This is a genomic window from Cohnella phaseoli (genome assembly GCF_003386235.1).
Lineage (GTDB): Bacteria > Bacillota > Bacilli > Paenibacillales > Paenibacillaceae > Cohnella > Cohnella phaseoli.
Genome location: NZ_QRDZ01000009.1, coordinates 104,398 through 125,928, shown reverse-complemented (window position 1 = coordinate 125,928; position 21,531 = coordinate 104,398). Strand labels below are relative to the sequence as shown.

Genomic DNA, 21,531 nt, shown 5'->3' with positions numbered 1-21,531 from the left:
AAGAGGGCAATCTGTTATAGAATTATTATATCCCTGTTTAAGTGAATTGGTCAAAGAAAAACTCGAAAAAACCTTATTTTATAAAGCTTTTCTCCTTTTCATGTTTATATAACAGGAATTATAAATTTGTAATACAGTGTAGTACAATTTGTGTCTCATACCCTCAGTTGGTTTGCCCATGCCCGGTCAATCCCATACCTGCCAAGGAGGCGTCTCCTATGAGCGACAGCTCGTTGTTTAAGAGAACGATTCACAAGCACGACATCCCCAGCCGCTGGCTTCCGAAGAGCAGCCGCTCAATCCGGGTCTATTTGCCTCCCGGATTTCAGCCTTGGATGAGTTATCCTGTCGTTTATTGTCAGGATGGAGAAGAATTTTTTAATTTTGGCCGAATCGCTACCCATGCCCAAAGACTGATTCTAGAAGAAGACTGGGAGCCGTTTATCGTCGTCGGCGTCGACGTGAACGTCAAGCTTCGCACCTCGGAGTATACTCCGGATGGAGAACGCTATTTGTCTTATACCCGTTTTTTCGCGGAGGAACTCATTCCCTGGATCGAATCTCATTATCCGGTTCGCGATGTTCCCGAACAGCGCCTGCTTGCCGGCGACTCCCTCGGAGGAGCGGTATCGGTGTCGCTTGCGCTCGCCTATCCGGAGCTGTTCAGCCGCATTCTGTCGCTTTCCGGCGCTTTTTACGACGTCTACATGGAGCAGCTTCGCAGCGCCCCTTCGCTTGAGCGGCTAAGCATATGGATGATTGTCGGTCTGCAGGAAAACGAGTTTGCCACCGACCGAGGCACATTCGATTTCGTTGAGCTGAATCGTCAAGCGGAGCAAACATTGAGGGAAAAAGGGGCTCAAGTCCTCTACACGGAAAAGGACGGGGAGCATAAATGGGGGTTTTGGCAGAAGGAGCTGCCCGAAGCTCTGGCCCCCTTTCTCGGACCGGAGCCTCGGGCGTTTCGCTGACTTAGCGCTGAGGTAGCTTCTCGCGAATACGCGTCAAAATTCTCTCGCAGCCTTCATTGACGAGCTCGTACACCTCGTCGAAGTTGCCCGTATAATAAGGATCGGGTACGTCGTCCATGCCTCTCTCCGGAAGCAAGGACAGAAAACGGACGATTTCCGACCGCGGCGAAGCTCCGAGCTTCGCCCGGATATCCTTCTCGTTCTGCGTATCCATTGCCACGATCAGATCAAAATCTCCGCCGTCTTGAACGGAGAGCTGTCGGGCTCTCATCCCTTGATAAGAAATGCTGTAGCGATCCAGCAAGCCGCGCGTCCCTTCATGAGGCGGACGGCCGATGTGCCAGTCGCCGGTGCCGGCAGAATCGACCGTCACAAGATCGCTTAACCCCTCACGTTCGATCAGATGACGCATAACCGCCTCCGCCATCGGAGAGCGGCAAATATTTCCTAGACACACAAACAATACGGAGTAACTCATGATGGACCTCCCGACGCTGCGCGCAACGAACGGCGCGGCAGCTTCCATTTATAATGTACGGACAGCATTCGAAACGCAACGACGAGCAGGAACAGAATAAACAGGAACCAAGGGGCCTGCAGTTTCGATAAGCCGATGACCAAGCCGGCGGCAAGCGCCCAGACGGCATAAATCTCGTCGCGAAGCACGAGCGGCTTCCTGCCGGCCATAATGTCCCGCACCATTCCCCCGCCGATCCCGGTCAGCATAGCCGCGACCATAACGGCGCTAATCGGCAAATTCGCCTTCACCGCATAAAGCGCCCCTTGAATCGCGAAGGCCGACAGACCGATCGCGTCGAAGAAAGCTTCGCTTCTTTTCCAATGATGAATCCAGGCGATCGGCAGCACGAACACGATCAGAATCGAAATGCCCGCCGTCTTCAGAAACAAGCCTTGACTCCACAGCGTCGTCACCGGAACGCCGATCAGCAAATTCCGGATCACCCCTCCTCCGAACGCAGTAACAAGCCCAAGCACGAACACGCCCAATATGTCGTACTCTTCTTCCATGGCGACGATCGCGCCGCTGACCGCGAACGCGATCGTTCCGATCAAGCTGAAAATTTGAAACACATCGTCCAATTCCAACTTTAACTCTCCTCTGCAAACACCGGTTCAACACTTCCGCCGACCTTACGGCAGGCGCTCCGTTACTCATTGTAGCGGGTAGGTCTGCAGTTCTGCAACGGTCTATGCTAAAATTAAATAATATTGGACAATAGATTGCAGGAGGAGCTATTTAGATATGTCCCGTTCCTATTCCGAACGCGCTATTATTTTCGCCGGCGGCAGCCTCGGTCCGTGGGCTGCCGATTTGCCGGTCCCGGGAGATTATTTGATCGGAGCCGACCGCGGGGCGGAATTTCTTGTTCGCCACGGACTGAAGCCCGACCTCGCGCTTGGAGATTTCGATTCCGTCAGCGAAGACGAAATGCGGCGAATCTCCGCCGCTGCCAAGGAGGTGCTTGCCTGCGACGCCTACGATAAAGATTGGACCGATACCGAGCTTGCTCTACGCGAAGCGCTGGATCGCGGCTTCAAGCAGATCGTCGCTGCCGGGGCGCTCGGCACGCGATTCGATCACGGGCTTGGCAACGTGCATCTGCTTCGTCAGGCGCATGAACGCGGAGCTTCGATGACGCTTGTAGACGAGCACAACGAAATTCGGCTGTGCGCCAATCGCCTTCAGTTGGAAGCAGACGGCAAGTACCCTTACGTCTCGCTGCTGCCGCTGTCCCTGGAAGCGACCGGAGTGACGCTGACCGGCTTTCGTTATCCGTTGCTGAACGCTACGCTTAAGTTGGGCTGGTCGCTTGGCATCAGCAATGTGCTCGAAGCGGATACCGGTACGATTGAGCTGTCAGGCGGATTGCTGCTCGTCATACGCAGCCGCGACTAGACGGTTACGACCAGTCCCGCCTCGGCAAGCGATACGCAGGCGGGCAGCCCGTAATCGGCGCGAACGTCGACGTCGTGGGACAGATGCGTGAACAGAACGCGTTCGGGCTTCATCTCGGCAACAAGCTCCAGCCCTTCGCGCATATCGTACACCGACCGCGTCTCCACCGGATAATTTTCCACGACAAAGCTTGTGCCGAGGACAAGTAGAGACAGACCGCGCAAAGGCGACTTTTGCTCCCCTTCCAGATGGATCGAATCCGAGCAGTACGCCCAGGCTCTTCCGTCCTTCATACTCTCGAATCGATAAGCGTAGGAAAATCCGTTTTTACCGTGATTCACCCGCCATGGAGTAATCCGCCACTCTCCGTAATTCATGCCTTCGTCATTGGCCGTCATCGACAATTGGCCGACGATCCATGGAAAACGCTCGACAATGCTCTGAATGACTTCCTGCGGCGCGTATAGAGCGCCCCTCTCCTGCCTCCATCGACAAGCGTCCGCCCACTCCGTCAAGCCGCCGATATGGTCGAAATGGGCATGCGTGATCAGCGCTTGCGAGATGCCGCGACAGCCGATCGCCTCCATTTGCCCTCGCCAGTCCGGGCCGCAGTCCAGAAGCAGCGGCGGTTCGCCCTCCGTCTCCAGCAGAAGCGACGAACGATAGCGGCGGTTCAAGCCGCCGCTTCTCGCTTCCTCGCACACCTCGCAATCGCAATACACTCTTGGCGTCCCCAATGAATCGCCGTTTCCCAGAAAGGTGACTTCCATTCCGCATCCCCTAATTCCCGTATATTTTAAGGTAAGAAAGACAAACAATGACAAGGAGGTTTTATCCCCTTGAAGGAGGCCGCCCGTTGAAAACTCCGACCTTCTCTCTGCTGCAGATCAGCTTTATCTTTATCCAATCGATCGGTCTCGTCAACCATGTGCTCGTCATCCCGTTGCTGCTCGACGCTTCCGGTAGAGACGCCTGGATCTCGGTCCTCGCCACGTTTCTGATTCTCGTCCCCTTTTTCCTGCTGATCGCCCGAATGATCAAGTCGCTTAACCGACAAGCCGCACTTGCTTATCTCCAGGAACGATTTGGCTCCGTCGTATCCCGGACGATCGCCGGCTTGTTTGCGGTTGCGCTCACTTTGTCCGCCGCCGTGACAGTCAAAGACATGACAACTTGGACAACGTCCTCCTATTTGCCATTTACGCCCCAATACGCCGTGGCCGCGTCCTTCTTGCTGCTGTGCGCATACACCGCATCCCGAGGTTTGCGCTCCGTAGCCTTGTCGGCCGGAATTCTACTGCCCTTTATCGTTGTGTTCGGAGAATTCGTTATGATCGCCAACTGGCCACACAAAGACTATGGCTTGCTGTTCCCGATATTCGAGCGCGACGCGGCGGCTTTCTCCCGCGGTATCCCGTTCGCCGGCTCCGGCTTGGTCGAACTCTTGCTGCTGCTGTTCGTCCAACATCATGTTTCCACATCGATCAAAAAGAGACATCTGCTTCTGCTCGCGGTTCTGCTAACCGGCCTGACGCTCGGCCCCTTGCTGGGCAGCATCGCGGAGTTCGGACCGGTCGAAGGCTCGCTGCAGCGTTATCCCGCGTTTGAGCAATGGCGGCTCGTCAAAATCGGCTCCTTTATCGAACATGTCGACTTTCTGTCGATCTTTCAATGGGTGAGCGGAGCGTTCGTCCGATTAAGCTTTACTTTATGGCTGATTTTTCAATTTTTCAATTTTCATAAGCTTGCGCTACCGATCGTGACGCTGGCGATTCTCGGCCTCGTTCTTTATCCGATCGGCGACATCAGCTTCATCTCCTTGCTGACTCACTTTTATTTTCCGGCGGACTTCTATACGATGCTTGCCATGAGCCTGATTTTGCTAATCCTCTTCAAAATTCCCGCCAAAAAACGACAAGGAGCGCAATCATGACTACCGATGCCCTCGATACGCTTAAGGCACGATATCGCCACAATGCGGACGTCATTTCCGATCTCGTTCCTCTTCCGGATCGCACTAGCGCAACTTTGTTTTTCTGTCCGTCGCTATGCGACATTCAACTGATTAATCGGCTGGTGCTGCCGCAAATTCGCGAGCTTTACCACCAAACCGGGCTGGAGAAGACAGAGAATATCGAATACCGCGCTTCGATCCGCCTGCGGCCTATTAAGGAGCTTTCCGCCTCGACAACGGATGCTCTGCTGTTCAAGGGCAATGTAATTATCGGTTTTTCCCAACTGAATATGTTCTTCGCTTTTAACGCGGCTCAATTCCCAGAGCGCCAAACAGAGGAAACAAACATCGAGGTATCGATCCGCGGACCAAAGAATGGATTGGTCGAATCGATAGAAACGAACTTCGGCTTGCTCAGACGTTATATGCCCGTGCATACCGTGTCGTTCGAGACTTATATCATCGGCACAAAAACGGCAACCAAGGTCGGCCTCATCTTCGACTCGGAGAAAATCTCGCCCTCCCTGCTCGCCGATATTCGCGGGAGACTGGAGCGGCTTGGGGGGCAAATCGAGGAACTGATCAGCTCTACGCAGCTTGAAGAGCTGATCTCGGACACTCCATTCAGCCTCTTTCCGCTGACGATCTATACCGGCAGACCCGATTTCGTCACCTCCTGCGTGCTGCGCGGGCGATTCGCGATCGTCATCGACGGAGTGCCCGGCGCCATGATCGCGCCAATCTCGCTGTTGATGCTGCTGAAGACGCCCGAAGATACGCACTTTAATTTCCTGTCCGCATCGTTCGGGCAGCTGCTGCGTCTGTTCAGCCTGCTCGTCGCTATTTTTCTTCCCGGCTTCTATATCGCGCTGACCGGCTACCACCAGGATCAAATTCCGTTTCCCTTGCTGGCGACCATCGTGACGACGAGAATCGGCATTCCGCTAAGCACGCCGATGGAGATGTTTCTGGTGCTGACGCTGCTTGAAACATTTAAGGAAGCCGGATACCGTCTTCCCTCGATGATCGGACAGACGCTAACCGTCGTCGGCGGCCTTATTATCGGAGATGCCGCAATTCGCGCCGGGCTGATCTCCCCTTCCATGGTCGTCATCGCCGCAATGTCGACCGTCGCCGGATCAACGCTCGTGAGTCAAACGCTAAGCGGCACTGTGAGCATATTGCGTTATTCGTCGGTTTTTATTAGCGCAACCTTGGGAATGTACGGCTTTATGCTGTCCGTTCTTATCCTGCTCGTATACTTGACCAGCCTCAACTCGTTCGGAGTATCGTTCCTCGCGCCGCTTGCCCCGATCACGCCGAAAGATATCGGCAGAGCTCTGCTCATGTTCCCCCGCAAGCTGGGCACTTACGTTCCGCGATACTTAAAAAAGCGATCTTAAAGGAATGATTTCGCTTGCCTAAACTGCTGCTAAAGCTCTGCGCGCTGCTAACGATTACCCTCTCGTCCATGACGATCGCAGGATGCTGGGATTACAAAAATATCGACCGCATGAACTATTTGACCTCGCTGAGCATCGACTACGAGAACGAGCAGTTTGTCGTCTATCTCCAGTCGGCGCAATTTTCCGAAATCGCTAGGCGCGAAGGCGCACCCGTCGGCGCCAAGCAGAATGACGTGGTCGGGATCGGCAAAGGCAAATCGATTGCGGACGCGATGTTCAAGGTGTACAAATCCGAGCAATTTCCGATATATTGGGGACACATCAAGACGGTCATATTCACGAAACGAGCGCTGCGCAACGTCGGCATCATCGATCTGACGGATCTTATCAACCGATACCGGGAGATCCGTTACAACCTGTGGCTGTTCGGAACGGATGAACCGATTGAGAGACTGCTTAATGCGTTTCCGTTTTACAATCGTTCGCTTTACGATTCGTTAATGATGAAGCCCGACGAGTCGTATAGACAGTTCTCTTACATCAAGCCGGTTTATTTATACCGCTTCCTGTCCGATACTTACGAGCGCGGCAAAACCGCCATGATCCCGCGGTTGACGATTGATTCCTCAAGTTGGCTCGAAGGCGGCAAACCGATTTCGCTATTGATCATGGACGGAGCCTTTTTCTTCAAGGGAACCGACTTCTTGGGTACGTTGACTACAGAGCAATTAATAGGAAAACGGTACCTGGACGAAAAAATGTTCCGGGTACCGCTTACGATTGAAAATGAGGAAAATCCGGTTATCACCTTTGTTGTCCGCATGAAAAAATTTAAGGTCCGTTACGCCGTTCGGGACGGAAGGTTGAACTTCAACCTCGACATCAAGGTTAAAGCCTTCATTGATGAAATGCAGCAAAATCTCGACGAAGCGAAAATGAGACAGCTGCTGGAGCAAGAGGTCGAGAAAACCGTAAGATCCACTTACGACGCCGGTAAAAACATTGGCGCAGACATTCTGAACCTAGGTTATCCGATCTTCAAATATCATCATTCCGACTGGAAGTCCTACCTGCGCGGAGAGGGCTTCGCTTCCGCCGCGCTCGGTTCGGTTCGCGTGCGGGCTATGATCATCCATTCCGGCAAATACAAGGGACGAATCGCCGAATCGCCGAAGTCATAGCGGAAGCAGTTCGACCTCGTCCCTTCCTTCCAGCTCGCGGATCATCTCTTCCCATTCCTTCGGTTTGTTCGGCAGCGCCGAATAGTATTGCCGGAGGAAACGAACGATTAAGTCGGAAGGCAGCGAATGCTGCGCCGCCTCGGCCGAACAGAACCCGAGATCAAGCTCGGATACCGCTTTGCCCTCGTGATCCCACGAAGGGTGAACGTAATTCAGATCAAGCCTCCGATAGCCGATATGAGACAGCACTTCGCGTCTGACGGCCGGATGCATCGGAAGCACGTTGCCGAACTTCAGCGAGGAAACCGAATGCGGCCGATAAATCTCCGCGAACATGCCGATCGATTCCGTGCCGCTCTCCTTCTGCAGCCTTTCGAGATCGCGGGATCTCTCGATGTACAGAAAACGTCCGATACCCAGCCCGGCCGTGCCGATAATCGTAAAATCGGTCATTGCAACGCGCATATCCGGGTAATAGCGGTATTCCGTCGCACCGACAACGCTGTCGTTATGAACCGCGACATAGACGTGAATGCCCGGATCTTCGAGCGGTTCCTTCCATAATTCGAACGCGAGCACTTCCTCTGGCGGGAAGATCGAGCTCATTAGACGATGCATTTGCGCAAAATTGGGATCTTCTATCGATGTAACGCGGATATATTCCATATTCATCTCTCCGTCTTAAAAGGATTTCGCCATTCCATCAAAGCCGCATAATTCAAGGATTGCTCGTCTTCCAAGTATTCGGCGGCGACTCCTACCGGCAATCTGCCGCAGCGAAGCATGAAGGTGATCACCGGATCTTTCAGCGCGCCTTCGCATACTTTTCGAACGTACTCCTCCGGTCCCATATTGGCGGAATGGACTTTGTAGCCGGGTATGCGTCCTCCTCCGAGCAATCTGCGACAGCCTAGATGAACGACCGTCTCGAACATCGACTGCATCAGCCATTTCCCCAGCCCCAGCTTGCGATAGTGCGGATCTACGCACAGATCGACGACGTAAATCGTATCTCCGTCCGGCTCATGATTGCGAATGTAACCGTTATCCGTCATCGAGGCCCAATTGTGAGGCCTGTCTTCGGACACAGTAACTCGCAAAGCCGTCATCGAGCCAACGATCGTTCCGTCTACCTCCGCGCAAAGCGCTCCTTCCGGAAAACGGGTTGCGTGCTCGTTCAGCTGCTCTTCGTTCCACCACAGCTCGGACGGAAAAGGCGGAGGAAAACACCTCGCCTGCAACGCGATCAGATTCGCGAAGTCCCCCCTTCCATAATTACGAATGGTCAGCGACAGCATCCGGCCTTCGCCGGGCATGTTCACCAGTTTTAGCACCTCTGCACCTCCCGTAGCCGTTCCGGACACGGGGGCCGAAACAATGCTGAAACTATGTTCCCATTACTTACTTCCTATAGTATCGGAATCCGACAATGCCGAGCAAGCCATTTTTAGATCCGGCTGAGTTCAAGATTCGACGTCGAATCCGCTTCCTGTTGAACTTCCTCTTAAACTTTGCGGGGCAGTTGGATCGATACCGTTGTCCCCTTGCCCGGCTTGCTGTATACCTCTACGCTGCCCTCGTGAACGTCGATAATCTTCTTGGCAATCGACAGACCGAGGCCGCTGCCTCCGGTTGATCGGTGTCGAGCTTCATCCACCCGGTAGAAGCGCTGAAACATGTTCGGGATCTCGTTCTCGGGAACGCCGATGCCGTAATCGATCACCTCCAGCTTGATGCCGCTCTTCTGATTGCGAATTCGCACATCGATCGGCTCCTTGCTGTACTTCAGCGCGTTATCGATTAGGATGAGCAGCAGTTGCCGCACCTTATCCTTATCTCCCTTCATGTACACGAACTGATGATCCGAATGCACGCGAATGCTGCGATGGAACGTCGTCCCGAGCACTTCGGATAACTCCCGGACGATGCCCACGACGTCAAAACGCGATACGTTCAGCCAATTGTCCTGCTCCGCTTCGGCGAGGGTAAGCATGGAACGAATCAGATTTTGCAAACGTTCCGTTTCCCTGGCAATCGCTTCGATCGCTTCGTCCCGGACTTCTACGTTATCCCTGCCCCAGCGCTTCAGCATATCCGCGTAGCTGGAAATAACCGTAAGCGGCGTCTTTAGCTCGTGTGAGGCGTCCGCGACGAAATGCTTCTGGCTCTCGATCGTCCGGTCCAGCCGGTCGATCATCTGGTTAAACGCCCGCACCATCTGCTGCAGCTCAATCGATTCTTCCCGCCCGTTCAGCTTGACGCGGTACAGCTTGCCGCTTCGGTCGATCTCGCGCATCGTCTGCACCATCTGGCCGATCGGCCCCGTAAGTCGGGACGTAAACCAATACGTGCCGAAAATGGCGAACACGACCGCGCCGATGCTCGTGACGGTCAGAGCGCCGACCAGAATTTGTAAATAGCTGTCCAGCACCGTCAACCGGCGGGCCGCCTCTATCGTGCCGACCATCCGTCCTTGATCAAATATCGGCTTGGATAGAAACAGCACGCGCTGTCCGTTGATCTGCATCGTGTCCGAGTAGTTGTATACCTGGAACTGCGAAGGGATCGAGAGCAGCTCCTCGTCCGTCCCGACTTTATTGACAATCTGCTCGCCGACGACGACTCTCATCATCTCGTTGTAGTTATAAAGATCGCTGAGCAGCTTCGGTTCGTCAAGCCCCTGCATGCTTCGCTTGCGCAATGACTCGATCACCTGATCCGCCTTGCTGGCCAGAAGCTGCAGCTCTCCTCGCGTCGTGACCCGAATCACGAAGAAGTAGACGAAAATATTGTACAAAATCAAAATAAAAATCAACCAGAAAACCGTAAATAAGGTAAATCTGGATCTAAGGGTCATGCATCCGGCTCCTTCAGCATATAGCCGACGCCGCGAACGGTGTGCAGCAGCTTATGACGATACCCCTTGTCCATCTTCTGCCGCAAATAACGAATGTAGACGTCGACGACGTTCGTATCGCCGATATATTCGTAGCCCCATACATCGGACAAAATTTCGTCCCGCGTCTTCTCTTCGTTTTTATTGCGGGCCAAGTACAGCAACAGCTCGAATTCCCGCGGCGTCAGATCGATCGAATGATCCTTGCGATATACTTTGCGCGTCAGCAGCTCAATCGTCAAATCGCCGATTTTGATTACGTCCTCGCTATCGCCCTCTCGGGACGCTTTGAATATTCGCAGCAGATTCCGCACTCTTGCCAGCAGTTCCTCCATCGCGAACGGCTTCGTAATATAATCGTTGGCCCCATGCTCGAAGCCGCTCACCTTATCGGGAACCGTATCCCTGGCCGTCAGCAAAATGACCGGAACGGCAGCGTCGTTCTGACGCAGCCGACGAAGCACCTCGATGCCGTTCAGCTCAGGCAGCATCACGTCGAGCAGCACGAGATCCCATTCTCCGGACACGGCCATCTCCAGCCCTTTGCGCCCGTCGGCCGCTCTTCCTACGCCATAGCCTTCATGCTCCAGCTCAAGTTGCAAAATTCTTGCAATCGAATCTTCATCCTCGATAATCAATATATTTTCATTATTCATCATCATCACCTCGCGTTTGTTCCTAACCTATTGTACCACGCCTGTCAAAGCGAATAAAAATAGGTCGAAGGGCGTCAGTTTGTCAACGCGATCGTTCGGACAAAAGACTCATCACAGATCGCAGCGCCCGTTGCATCGTTCGACCCGTCCGCTCGTCCCGCGGAAAACCTTCTCCTCTCCACAGCGCGTTCAGCATGAGGGAGGAAGGGAGCTCAGGCAAGATGGCTGCAGGGGCTTCCGGAAACAGGGCCAGCCAACTGGAGCGATCGTCGAACGGCTGATCCCGGTTTGCGATCCATAGGCTGCGAATACCGCGGCGTTCGGCCTGTCCGAACAGCTCCGCGCAGGCCGACTGTCTGCGCGGCGACCATTTGGCCGGATAGCAGTCGACCACGAGCGCGACGAGATCGGCCGTGCGCAGCACATAATCCATCGTCGCGGGATGCTCCCAGCGGCTGGAAACGTCAAGCAGCACAAGCGGAACGCCAAGTCGCCTGATCCACTTGCCCAGCTCCTTGCCCGGCTCGCGGTTAACGGCCGGCTCCTCCTCCGGACGAAGCGGATAATAGGCGGCAGCGCCTTCTCGCCATGCGGGGACGGTCGCCTGTCTCCCGTCCGCGCGAGCGAATACGGCGCTCTTCGGCATCCGCCTCTCCCCGTTCAGCAGAGCGAACAGCTCCGCATCGCCGCCGGGACACTCGACGAGCGCGTGCGCCTTGCTTTGGCTACCGAGCGTCGCCGACAATGCCAACGACGCGAATGTCGCTCCCGCTCCCGGATACGCGGAGACGAGCGCTATGACTCGCGTATCCGCCCGGCTCTGTTCTTGCTCTTGCGCGGCGGACGGCGAAAAGCCGTCCAGGCCGACAAGCTCCAGCTTGATCCGGGATAACTCCTCGAGCAGTTCATCCGCGGAACGCGGTCTGTCCGCCTGCTCTGCCGCCAGCATCCGTCCGAGCAACAGAGAGAAATCGGCGGGAACGTCCTCCTGCAGCGCCTGGGCGATTGCGCCGCGATGGCGCATGGCGAAGCGTCCGCCCGACAGAAGGAAGTACGCTAATGCGCCTAAACCGTACAGATCGGTGCGCTCGTCGGACTGTTCGCCCCGCAGCTGCTCCGGCGCGGCAAAGCCCGGAGTACCGAGCTGCAGCGTGTCGCTCGTCTTATGCTCGCGATAGCGCCGGGCGATGCCGAAGTCGACCAAAATCGCCTTATCGCCCTGACCCAGAAGCACGTTCGCGGGCTTCAGATCGCGGAAGACGACGGCGGGAGCCTGCGAATGCAAATACGTTAGCACGTTTGTCAGGTCGATCAGAACATCGAGCACGAGCGGAAACCCGAGGCGCAGCCCGTACCGTTCGAAGCGCTCGGCAAGCGTATCGCCGGCAATGTACTCCATTACGATGCATGCGACGCCGCTTGCGTCAGGAGGATAATAATCGACGATGGCCGGCAAATGCGGGTGATCCAGCTCGCTCAGCAGCTGCGCCTCCGGAAGGAAAGCCCTGCGTTCCTCCGGCAGCGGCCGGGTCAGCTTAAGCGCCCTCATCTTCCCTCCGAGCCTCGTATCCTCGGCTAAGTAAACCCGCCCCATTCCTCCCCTGCCGATCGGCATCGCAATTCGATAGCGATCGCCAAACAGCATGCCCGGCTCCAGCTCAAGACCATGCATCTGCGAATTATCCATGTTTTTCCTCTCTCCTCTTCTAGGGCGTGTAGCCGGTTAACGCAAATAACCCGCATCTCGTTCCGCAGCTGCGAACGAATAATCGTTCGTGGCTGCGGCCGGATGCGGGATGCTTTCCCGATGGCGGATTTTATTTTCTCTTCACCCATATTGTAACTTCTTCGCGGTTGTGAAACAACTGCTTCACCTGACGAACATCGAAAAGTCGGCCATACTCCTCCGTCAACTCGTCGATCGTCTGCAGCGGCTTACGGTACATAAGCTTCAACGTAATGATGCCCGAGCCTCCGGCGCTAATCGACGGAGCCAACTCCGAAACGATCCGGCAAGTATGATACGGGTCCCAGCTCATGTCGCAAACGAACAAATCGAACGAGCCCGGAGAGAACGACACCTCTGCGGCATTGCGGCGAATATGGCGCAAATGCGGGTTCATAACAAGCGACTCGTCCATCTCGGCCGGATCGACTGCCGTTACCTTAAGACCGCGCTCCAACAGCACGGACGTCCAGCCTCCGGGAGCGGCCCCAAGATCAAGCGCGTTGGAGAATCGGTCCAGCGGCAGATTAAACGCCTTTTCCGCCTCAAGCAGCTTAAACGCCGCTCGCGAGATCAAGCTGTCATCCTTACGGAAACGAACGGCGCCGCCCGGCCAGTCGGACAAATTGTCACGAGGACGTGAGCAGCCCATGAACAGCTTTTTCTTCGACGCATAGATCGAAATGATCCAATCCGCCTCGCGAGCTACGACCTCGGCTCCAAACCCGTTCACGACCGGAACGATCGTATCCCGGCCTTCCGCCGACGAGAACGGGAAGGGACTGTTCTGCTCCTTGCGGACTTGAATCGCCGCCTTCGCGCCCTTCAGCCGTTCCCCGAGTGTGGCGGCGAAAGCTCTCATAAGCTCCGCTGTCGCCTCCCGGTCGCCGCTTGCTTCGCCCTCGGCTTCGACCGGAAACAGATGCCGCAGAAACACCGGCTCCTTGCGGCGAAGCTCCTTCAGCGTCTGCTCCCGCTCCTGCTCCTCGATCGCGAACATAAACGTCTCGCCCGGAGCGAGGCCGGACACCTTGGCGCCTTGAAACCGCCGTCTTAATTCCTCCATCGCGTAAGGAGCGAAGCTCGGATTGGACGTGCAGACGAACGCGATCATGCGTTGTTCTCCTTCCGGACTTCGATCCACGGACGATCGTTCGACCAGCGCACATCGATAGGGAGATCGTAGGCTTCCTTCAGCTTCTCCGGCGTCAGCACGTCCTTCTTCAAGCCCGAGGAGACGAAATAACCTTCGGCCATCAGCGCCACATGCGTGATCACGGGAACAATCTCTTCGATATGATGCGTGACATAGAGAAGAGAAACATCATTCTCGGCCAGCTCCGTCAGCGACTGCAGAAACTTCTCGCGCTCGTACAGATCCAGACCCGCGCAAGGCTCGTCCAGAATGAGCAGACGCGGAGACGACATCATCGTGCGGGCGAGCAGCGCCTTCTTGCGTTCCCCCTGCGATAACGTGCCAAACGGCTGCTCGGCGTAGTCGCCCAGCCCGACACGCTTCAATTGCTCGTAGGCTCTATCTTTCACTTCCTGCGGCACTTCCTCGTAGAAACGCAGGAAAGCGAACGCACCGCTCGCAACGATCTCCCACAGCGGATCGCCCAGCTCCATTTTCTCGATCAGAGCCGGACTGATATAGCCGATCTGCCTGCGCACCTCCCGCACGTCTATCGTTCCATAACGATTGCCGAGCACGTCGACGGTACCCGAGGTCGGGAACTGATAAGCGGTCACGATTTCCAGAATCGTCGATTTGCCGCAACCGTTGCGCCCGAGAATCGCCCAGTGCTCGCCCGAATTAACTTTCAGATCGACGCCGCGGAGAATATCGCGTTCCCCGCGCCGAAATGTCAAATTTTGCAGATGAATCATAAGTCCTCTCTCGCCTTCCTTAGCAGTTCCACCAGCTCCACGACGGAGGGGAAACGATAATGTTTGCTCCATGAGCCGCTCTTGCGCTTAATGATCAGGCAGGGCACGCTCTCGATCTTGAGCAGTTGGGCCATCTCGGGCATCGCGTTCAAATTCGCCCGCGCAACGGGCGTCTCCGGCACGAGCTCCGTCGCCACAGTAAGCATGCGCCCCGCCGCTAGGCAGGTGCCGCATAACGGCGTATGGACGAACAAAGCCAGGGGCGCCGGCGAGAATGTCCAATCCCGCATCCAGCTCTCCGGCTCCCAGTCACGCATCCCGCCGCTCCTCAGCCGCTTCGCGAAGCACGGACGGCGGCATCGGCCCGTCGTGAACTTCGACGCCGGCCGGATTGGCCGCGCGCAAATCCCGCACCATGTTCGCCCGTCCCAGCATGCTGGATGAATGAACGAAAATTCGCTTAGGGTACTTGTTCGCGGCAATCAGGCCATGCACGACCGCCAGACCGTTCGGTTGGCCAAAGCCCAGCTCGTAATCGAGCGACAAAATATCGACCTCGCATTCGGTCAACAGCAGCAGGCACTCCTCCGCCGAACGCGCCGCGACAAAGCCGCGCGGACAGGGCCGAATGTCATCCAAATAAACGTTGATCATCCTTCTTCCTCCCCCGACCATCGTCTAACCAGCTTCACCTGCTCCCGATGCGTGCCGTCTGTGCCCGCAGGCGTCTCCATAATAAGCGGAACGTTCCGCAACTCGGGCGTGCCGAGCAACTCCTCAAATTGCGCTTGGCCGATTCGGCCTTCCCCGATCGGCGCGTGCCGATCCTTGCGCGAGCCCGATTCATGCAGAGAATCGTTCAGATGAACCGCTCGCACATGCTCCCAAAGCCCCAAATCTCTGGCTCGCTCCGCGAAAGCCCCCCATCTGCCCTGCTTCCATTCGCCGCTAGCGTACAGATGACACGTATCCAGGCAAAAACCGATTTTGTCGGGATGCTGGGCCAACGAGCGAATTTGCGTCAGCTCTTCCGGCGTCGTGCCCATCGGACCGTGATCTCCGGCCTGATTTTCGAGTAAAATTTGCGCTTTGCCATGCCAGAGCGCAGTTACGCTATTGATCCATTGTATAACATTCCGGTAGCCTTGCAACCTGTCCTCGCCCTTATAAGTTCCGAAATGGACGACAACGCCGATTGAGCCGCAAGCCTCCGCGATCTGCAAATCGTTAAGCGTGCATAGTGCCATACTCCGCGACGCCTCCCCTTCGGAGGCGGGGTTAACGGGATAAGGTCCGTGCCCGATCGATAAGATGCCGCGTTCCCGGCACCAGACGGCGCACCTCTCGGCATCGCCGCGGTCGAACGCCTTCGGCTGAAGCGTTCTTGGGTTTTTCGGAAAATATTGAAAACAGTCTCCCCCGATCGCCGCCGCGTGTTCCGCCGCCGCGCGATAGCCGCGGCGCGTGCTGACATGGCTGCCGACCCTGCTCATTTAAGCTTCCCGCTGGCAATTCGGACAATAAAACATTTTGCGCCCGCTAAGCGTCTCTTGACGAATCGGCGTTCCGCACACGTCGCAAGGCTCGTCGGGACGGTCGTACACGAGGCAGCGATCATTGTAACCGCCGGTCAGCCGATCGTCCGGCGTCAACGGAGGCTCCATGTATCCGCCTGCCTCCTTCGCCTCGTTCAGTACCTTGTGCATGGCCCGATACAGCCGTTCTGCCTCCTCGTCGTTCAGCTTGTTCGCGGCCACCGCCGGATGAAGTTTCGCTTCGAAGCAAATTTCGTCGCTGTAGCAGTTGCCGATGCCGGCGATAAAGTGCTGGTCCGTCAGCGCCGTTTTTAGCTTGCTCCGTTTGGAGCCGACCAGCTTGCGGAACGCTTCGAGCGTCAGGCGCGGGTCGAATGGCTCCGGACCGAGCTCCTTCATGCGCTCAAGGGCCGTTTTGGCCGAAATCCGGTGCAGGTAGCCAAGACGCAGCCCTCCGAAATAAAGCGAATGATCGTCGTCGAACGCCAAAATGACTTGAAAATGGCTGTCCGGTTTAGGACCCTCCGTTCCATAGGCTAACCATCCGCCCAGCATGAGATGAAGCAGCAAACGGTTGCCGTCGTCCAAATGGAAAAGCAAGTGCTTGCCTCTGCGTTCGACAAACAAAATGGTGCGCCCGGCAAGCGCCGCAATGAATTCGTCTACGGGCTCGTTGACCGATTCGGCGCGATTTACGGTCGCCTTGACGATTTTTCGGCCGCCGAGCAGCGACGAAAGCTGTGTGCGGTAATGTTCCATTTCCGGATACTCCGGCATGATGATCTTCCTTTCTTTCCGCTCTGTTGGCGTTGTGCGCGCTTTATATTCTGTCGTGCAGAAACTGCTCAAGCTGCTCCGGCCCCGTGCAGACAACGTCGGGATACGCTTCGGCTTTGGCGCAATGCGACTCCCAATTGTCTGCGTCGCACAGGCCGGTCAGCACAAGTATCGCCGGGCATCCGGCGTTGCGTGCGGCGGCTAGATCGGTATACGGATTGTCGCCGATCACCCAGGTCCCAGCCGGCGAAGTGCCGGAAATTCGCAGCGAATAATCCATCAATATGCGCGACGGCTTGCCTATGACGATCGGCTCGATGCCGACCGCTGCCTGCAGCGTCGCTCCGATGCTCCCAGCGCCGGGCAGAAAACCGCCGTCCACCGGCAGCAATCGGTCGGGATTCGTCTGCACGAACGCCGCTCCGCCGAGCAAATGACGGACGGCTTCCGTCAGCCGATCGTAAGTAAGCTGGCGATCAAGTCCCTGCACGACGACGTCCGCCGTCTCGCCGTTCCCGACCAGTCGGAGGCCTGCGTCTTGCAGCGCCTCCTTCAGCCCTTTCTCGCCGATCGCATAAGCGGCGGCTCCCGGGTAGTTCGACCGGGCGTAATCGGCGGCGGCCATCGCCGAAGTGACGATTCGTTCCACGGGCGCCTCGACGCCCATCATCTCTAAGTGTTCCGCTACTTCGCCGGGCGTACGCGTCGAATTGTTCGTCACGAACAAACTTAGCATGCCCCGGCTTTGCAATCCGGTGATTAGCCTGCCCGCTCCCGGCACCGGCTCGTGCCCGCGGTACAACGTCCCGTCTAGATCAAACAGGAGCGCCTCGGGTTTGGCGAATTCGTCCAGCGGTTTAAGTATTCGTATCAATGCCGTCTAACTTCCTTTCGTCGCGCGACACTTTGTTCCTCAGTCTCGCTATTCTATGCTGCAATGCCGCCCTTTCCACATCGCGCTTGGCTTTGTCCCGCGCCAGCACGCCGCGTCGGACGGCCAGCTCCAGCGCTTTCTCGGCATAAGTTAGCGCCATCAAAAATTGCTTGTCCCGATGCTCGTAATACATCGCCAGTTCGACATGCGCTTCGATTGCAGGCGCCGCGGCTTCCTCAGCCGCGTCCGCAAACTTGCGCCAGAGCGGAAGCGCCCGCTCTAAGCGGCCCGCCTTCTTGTATCTGGCCGCCAGCGGCAGACGCCAGCCCGCTTCTCCGGCCTCTTCCCGTTCCGTCAGCCTCTCAAACAGCCTTTCGGCCACTTCAGTTAAACCGTGCTGTTCCAGCCATGCGGCGGTACGAAGTAGCTCTTCGCTTTCCATTGACGCTTCCTCGTCGCCCTCTCCGTCCAGTAGACGGCCAAAATGAACGGATAGCGAAGCCAGCGTCAAAATATCTTTCTCGTTATGCGCGTATACGCCATGAAGATGCTCAGGGTTGCCGTCGCTCAAATATTGAAAATAAAGCGTCGGCGCGAGCGAACCGGGTACATCCTCTTCCCTGCGCACGCCTAGTCTCGCCTCTTCCACCGCGCTAAGTCTGCACGAAGGCAGCGTTTTGCGCCACAGCGCCCGTGAAGGGTGCAGGAAATCGAGATGGCCCGGCGGTTGTCCGCTCTTGCGCCAGCCGTTCAAAATAAAGCGGTTGGCGAGCACCGGCCAATCGAACGTACGGCCGTTGTAGGAGACGAGATGCGACTTGTCCTTCATTCGTTCGAGCAAATAAGTGAGCATCGCTCGCTCCTCGCCCGGATGCCGGATAACCGCCTGCTCGACGATAAAAGCGTTGCCCGCATAGTAGCCGAAGCCGACCATAAACGGCACGTTGCCCGTTCCGACGCCCAGCCCGGTCGTCTCCGTATCCAGAAACAGCAAGCGGTACGGATCGACCGGCACGCTTCCGCCGTTCTGGCGCTCGGCGATCGGCTGCAGGCTTCCCGCCCGCGTTAGCAGCTCGCCAAGCTCGTGCTTGCCGTGCCTGAAGGGCAGCGGGTAAGCGATGCGGCGCAGCAGGAACGGACCCGCCTCGTTCTTCGCCAGCTCGACGCCGATCGCGCCGAAGCCTGCCGGCAAATCGGGCTGCAGCGTCTCGGCCGGAGGCGCGCTCTTAGGCGCGGGCGCTTCCGGCGAGGACGCGCCGCGCAGACGATTCAGCTTGTCCCGCAACCCGCTCATGACTTCGTCCCCTGCAGCAGCGACATCGCCAGCTCCTTGCCGAGCAAACCGACTTCCTCAATCGGCCCCACGCAAGCCGGACAGCCGCTTAGGCAGCCGCAGCCGCGAATAAGGCGCTCAGCCTCCTCCAGCAGCTCGCCGTGCTTCTCATAGAGTCGCTGGCTCAAACCGATGCCGCCGGGATAACGATCGTAGAAATAGATCGTCGGCCGCTTCGTATGCGTCGCCTTCACCTGCGGTACGACGCGGATGTCCAGCGGATCGCACATCAAATGGAGCGGCGCAAGGTGAATAAGCACGTTTGCCAGCCCGAGCAGCGCCATCTGCATGTCGTTGGCGCTTCGTTTAGCCGACTCCTCCTCCGAGAACGAGAACCAGTAACCGCTCGTATGTAAAATTTCCTCAGGCAGATGGATTGGCCCGGAACCGATGTTCTCATGCGTCCGCAGTCTGATTTTCTTGAAAATCGTCGGCTTGGCCATGACCGTAACTTCGCCGAACTGCCGCTGCAGCGGACCGGACGTCGCCTCGAGATCGACGTGCAGCACCTTCAGCTCAACCGCCATGCTCGCATCGGTAAAATAGTCCACGTTCACTTCGCGCACGTAAGCTTTTTTCTCCGGATAGTCCAGCTTCTCGACCTGATACTGCACCCCTTCGTGCAGGTAAATCGCTTCCTCATGGATAAGCGTCGGCGCGCCGAAGCGGTCGACCTCGCCGATGACGCGATGTCCTTCCGTCTGGTCGATGATGACGAAGTTTTCCTGCGCCGCCGACCGCAGCGAAATATTATGGGCCGGAAAAGCCTGCTCCATCCAATACCAACGAGAGCCGACCTTATGCAGTACCTTCTCCTCGGTCAGAAATTCCAACAAGTCCGTCAACTTCTCGCCCCCGAACGAATCTCCTTCCTCGAACGGAAGCTCGTACGCGGCGCACTTCAGATGATCCAGCAAAATCAGCAAATTATCAGGATGAATGCGGGCCTCCTCCGGCGGACGGCCGAGAAAATAATCCGGATTCTGGATCAAGTATTGATCGAGCGGATTGCTGCTGGCGACGAGGAACGTCACCGAGCTCGTCTGCCTCCGGCCCGCGCGACCCGATTGCTGCCAGGTGCTGGCGATCGTGCCGGGATAGCCGTTAAGCACGCACGCTTGAAGCTGTCCAATGTCGATGCCCAGCTCCAGCGCGTTCGTGCTGACGACGCCGCGAATCTCGCCGCTGCGCAGGCCGCGCTCGATTTCCCGGCGCAGCTTGGGCAAATATCCCCCGCGGTAGCCGCGAATCGTCTTGGAGCCCAGCTCATGCTTCACCGTCTCCTGAAGATAGGTGAGCAAAATTTCCACGCGGACGCGGCTGCGCGCGAACACGATCGTCTGTATGCCGCTCTTCAGCAGCAGCGCGGCCAGCTTCTGCGATTCGAGCACGCTGCTTCTGCGGATGCCGAGCTGCTTGTTGACGACTGGCGGGTTGTAGAACACCATATGCTTCTCGCCTGTAGGCGCCCCGTTGTCGTCCACGAGCGCGACTTCCTCTCCGATCAGCCGTTCCGCGTGCTCGCGCGGATTGCGGATCGTCGCCGAGGCGCACAGAAACTGCGGCTCGCTGCCGTAGAAACGGCAAATCCGCTTTAGCCTTCGAATGACGTTGGCCACATGACTGCCGAAAACGCCGCGATAGGCATGGACCTCGTCGATGACGATATATTTGATATTTTCGAATAGCTTAACCCACTTCGTGTGATGGGGCAATATTGCCGAATGCAGCATGTCCGGATTGGTCACGACGATATGTCCGGCGTTGCGGATCGCCTGCCGTACCGTCGGCGGCGTATCGCCGTCGTAGGTATGCGTCTTGATGTCCGCTTCCATCAGATTGGCGAGCTCCTGAAGCTCCGCTACTTGGTCTTGCGCAAGCGCCTTGGTCGGAAACAAGTACAGCGCTCTGGCGCTGTCGTCCTCAAGCAGCCGCTGTACGACAGGCAGGTTGTAGCAGAGCGTCTTCCCCGACGCAGTCGGAGTGACGGTAACGACGTGGCGGCCGAACGCCACCTCCCTGAACGATGCGGCCTGATGCGTGTAGAGCTGCGCAATGCCCTTGTGTCTCAGCGCTTCGACCAGCTTCGGATGAATGGAGGAGGGCAGCGCAGTCGTACGCGCCGGACGCGCCGGCTCGGTATGCCAGAACGTGACGTTATCCATCAGCTCCGGTCGGCTTCTGAGCAGCTCCAGCCATTCTTCCACGGACTCCGCTTTTTGCGTATACGGATTCATGGCAATTCTCCTAAAAACGATATAGATCTATTGTACAGAATACATGTTCGTGCGGCAATAACCGGATACGCCCATCGTTCGACAAAACGGTCTCCGGCAAGGACGGTCAGTCTCCCCGATTCGCAACGAACGGGCTAGTTGCGACATTTCCTGTCGTCTCCTGCGCTTTCCCGGGAA

General features: G+C 56.8%; 22 protein-coding genes. 5 read left to right on the top strand and 17 right to left on the bottom strand.

The window, feature by feature from the left end; translation table 11 throughout:
- Positions 1-218 precede the first annotated feature (218 nt).
- Entirely contained in the window at positions 219-971 is a 753-nt protein-coding gene (locus DFP98_RS13455) for an alpha/beta hydrolase (protein ID WP_116061113.1), read from the top strand.
- A gap of 1 nt (position 972) precedes the next feature.
- Here the strand turns inward: DFP98_RS13455 and DFP98_RS13450 are convergent, their stop codons facing one another.
- Entirely contained in the window at positions 973-1,449 is a 477-nt protein-coding gene (locus DFP98_RS13450) for a low molecular weight protein-tyrosine-phosphatase (protein WP_116061112.1), read from the bottom strand.
- Positions 1,446-2,078 (bottom strand): trimeric intracellular cation channel family protein, encoded by a 633-nt coding sequence (locus DFP98_RS13445; protein WP_371822850.1) that lies wholly within the window; start codon positions 2,076-2,078, stop codon positions 1,446-1,448. The genes DFP98_RS13450 and DFP98_RS13445 overlap by 4 nt, the downstream gene beginning before the upstream one ends.
- 157 nt (positions 2,079-2,235) lie before the next feature.
- On the opposite strand from DFP98_RS13445, the gene DFP98_RS13440 reads away from it, so the two are divergent.
- A complete protein-coding gene (locus DFP98_RS13440) occupies positions 2,236-2,889 on the top strand; it encodes a thiamine diphosphokinase (RefSeq protein WP_116061111.1) in 654 nt (217 codons plus the stop codon).
- On the opposite strand, the gene DFP98_RS13435 is transcribed toward DFP98_RS13440, so the two are convergent.
- On the bottom strand, positions 2,886-3,659 hold the full coding sequence (locus tag DFP98_RS13435; protein ID WP_116061110.1) for an MBL fold metallo-hydrolase: 774 nt from the start codon (positions 3,657-3,659) through the stop codon (positions 2,886-2,888). The genes DFP98_RS13440 and DFP98_RS13435 overlap by 4 nt on opposite strands.
- Before the next feature lie 86 nt (positions 3,660-3,745).
- Here DFP98_RS13435 and DFP98_RS13430 point away from each other — a divergent pair, with 86 nt between their 5' ends.
- Genes DFP98_RS13430 through DFP98_RS13420 form a run of 3 tightly spaced genes read left to right on the top strand, consistent with a single transcriptional unit; the run spans position 3,746 to position 7,430 of the window.
- On the top strand, positions 3,746-4,822 hold the full coding sequence (locus DFP98_RS13430; RefSeq protein ID WP_181917669.1) for a GerAB/ArcD/ProY family transporter: 1,077 nt from the start codon (positions 3,746-3,748) through the stop codon (positions 4,820-4,822).
- On the top strand, positions 4,819-6,246 hold the full coding sequence (locus tag DFP98_RS13425) for a spore germination protein (protein WP_116061108.1): 1,428 nt from the start codon (positions 4,819-4,821) through the stop codon (positions 6,244-6,246). Before DFP98_RS13430 ends, DFP98_RS13425 begins: the two co-directional genes overlap by 4 nt.
- A 14-nt stretch (positions 6,247-6,260) precedes the next feature.
- Positions 6,261-7,430, top strand: coding sequence for a Ger(x)C family spore germination protein (locus DFP98_RS13420; RefSeq protein WP_116061107.1), 1,170 nt, complete (start codon positions 6,261-6,263; stop codon positions 7,428-7,430).
- Here DFP98_RS13420 and DFP98_RS13415 read toward each other — a convergent pair.
- The 14 genes from DFP98_RS13415 to DFP98_RS13350 form a co-directional block, all read right to left on the bottom strand.
- Entirely contained in the window at positions 7,425-8,096 is a 672-nt protein-coding gene (locus DFP98_RS13415) for a GNAT family N-acetyltransferase (protein WP_116061106.1), read from the bottom strand. The genes DFP98_RS13420 and DFP98_RS13415 overlap by 6 nt on opposite strands.
- Before the next feature lie 2 nt (positions 8,097-8,098).
- Positions 8,099-8,746, bottom strand: a complete 648-nt coding sequence (locus DFP98_RS13410) for a GNAT family N-acetyltransferase (protein ID WP_116061245.1) — start codon at positions 8,744-8,746, stop codon at positions 8,099-8,101.
- Positions 8,747-8,934: 188 nt separating this feature from the next.
- Positions 8,935-10,287 carry a sensor histidine kinase gene (locus DFP98_RS13405; RefSeq protein WP_116061105.1) on the bottom strand — a complete coding sequence of 451 codons (1,353 nt, stop codon included), beginning with the start codon at positions 10,285-10,287 and terminating at the stop codon, positions 8,935-8,937.
- Complete coding sequence (locus DFP98_RS13400) at positions 10,284-10,985, bottom strand: response regulator transcription factor (protein ID WP_371822895.1); 702 nt, start codon at positions 10,983-10,985, stop codon at positions 10,284-10,286. Before DFP98_RS13400 ends, DFP98_RS13405 begins: the two co-directional genes overlap by 4 nt.
- A gap of 79 nt (positions 10,986-11,064) precedes the next feature.
- Positions 11,065-12,669, bottom strand: coding sequence for a serine/threonine protein kinase (locus DFP98_RS13395; protein WP_116061104.1), 1,605 nt, complete (start codon positions 12,667-12,669; stop codon positions 11,065-11,067).
- 130 nt (positions 12,670-12,799) lie between these two features.
- Positions 12,800-13,822, bottom strand: coding sequence for an SAM-dependent methyltransferase (locus DFP98_RS13390; RefSeq protein WP_116061103.1), 1,023 nt, complete (start codon positions 13,820-13,822; stop codon positions 12,800-12,802).
- The gene (locus tag DFP98_RS13385) at positions 13,819-14,598 is read right to left on the bottom strand and encodes an ABC transporter ATP-binding protein (protein ID WP_116061102.1); all 780 of its coding nucleotides are present in this window, start codon (positions 14,596-14,598) and stop codon (positions 13,819-13,821) included. The genes DFP98_RS13390 and DFP98_RS13385 overlap by 4 nt, the downstream gene beginning before the upstream one ends.
- On the bottom strand, positions 14,595-14,915 hold the full coding sequence (locus DFP98_RS13380; protein WP_246016521.1) for a thioredoxin family protein: 321 nt from the start codon (positions 14,913-14,915) through the stop codon (positions 14,595-14,597). Before DFP98_RS13380 ends, DFP98_RS13385 begins: the two co-directional genes overlap by 4 nt.
- Positions 14,908-15,252, bottom strand: a complete 345-nt coding sequence (locus DFP98_RS13375) for a cyclic-phosphate processing receiver domain-containing protein (protein WP_116061101.1) — start codon at positions 15,250-15,252, stop codon at positions 14,908-14,910. The genes DFP98_RS13380 and DFP98_RS13375 overlap by 8 nt, the downstream gene beginning before the upstream one ends.
- On the bottom strand, positions 15,249-16,091 hold the full coding sequence (locus DFP98_RS13370) for a deoxyribonuclease IV (protein ID WP_116061100.1): 843 nt from the start codon (positions 16,089-16,091) through the stop codon (positions 15,249-15,251). Before DFP98_RS13370 ends, DFP98_RS13375 begins: the two co-directional genes overlap by 4 nt.
- The gene (mutM, locus tag DFP98_RS13365) at positions 16,092-16,910 is read right to left on the bottom strand and encodes a bifunctional DNA-formamidopyrimidine glycosylase/DNA-(apurinic or apyrimidinic site) lyase (protein ID WP_116061099.1); all 819 of its coding nucleotides are present in this window, start codon (positions 16,908-16,910) and stop codon (positions 16,092-16,094) included.
- A gap of 43 nt (positions 16,911-16,953) precedes the next feature.
- A complete protein-coding gene (locus tag DFP98_RS13360; protein WP_246016520.1) occupies positions 16,954-17,784 on the bottom strand; it encodes an HAD-IIA family hydrolase in 831 nt (276 codons plus the stop codon).
- The gene (locus DFP98_RS13355; protein ID WP_116061098.1) at positions 17,768-19,078 is read right to left on the bottom strand and encodes a ribonuclease H-like domain-containing protein; all 1,311 of its coding nucleotides are present in this window, start codon (positions 19,076-19,078) and stop codon (positions 17,768-17,770) included. Before DFP98_RS13355 ends, DFP98_RS13360 begins: the two co-directional genes overlap by 17 nt.
- On the bottom strand, positions 19,075-21,354 hold the full coding sequence (locus DFP98_RS13350; RefSeq protein ID WP_116061097.1) for a DEAD/DEAH box helicase: 2,280 nt from the start codon (positions 21,352-21,354) through the stop codon (positions 19,075-19,077). The genes DFP98_RS13355 and DFP98_RS13350 overlap by 4 nt, the downstream gene beginning before the upstream one ends.
- Between the last annotated feature and the right edge of the window lie 177 nt (positions 21,355-21,531).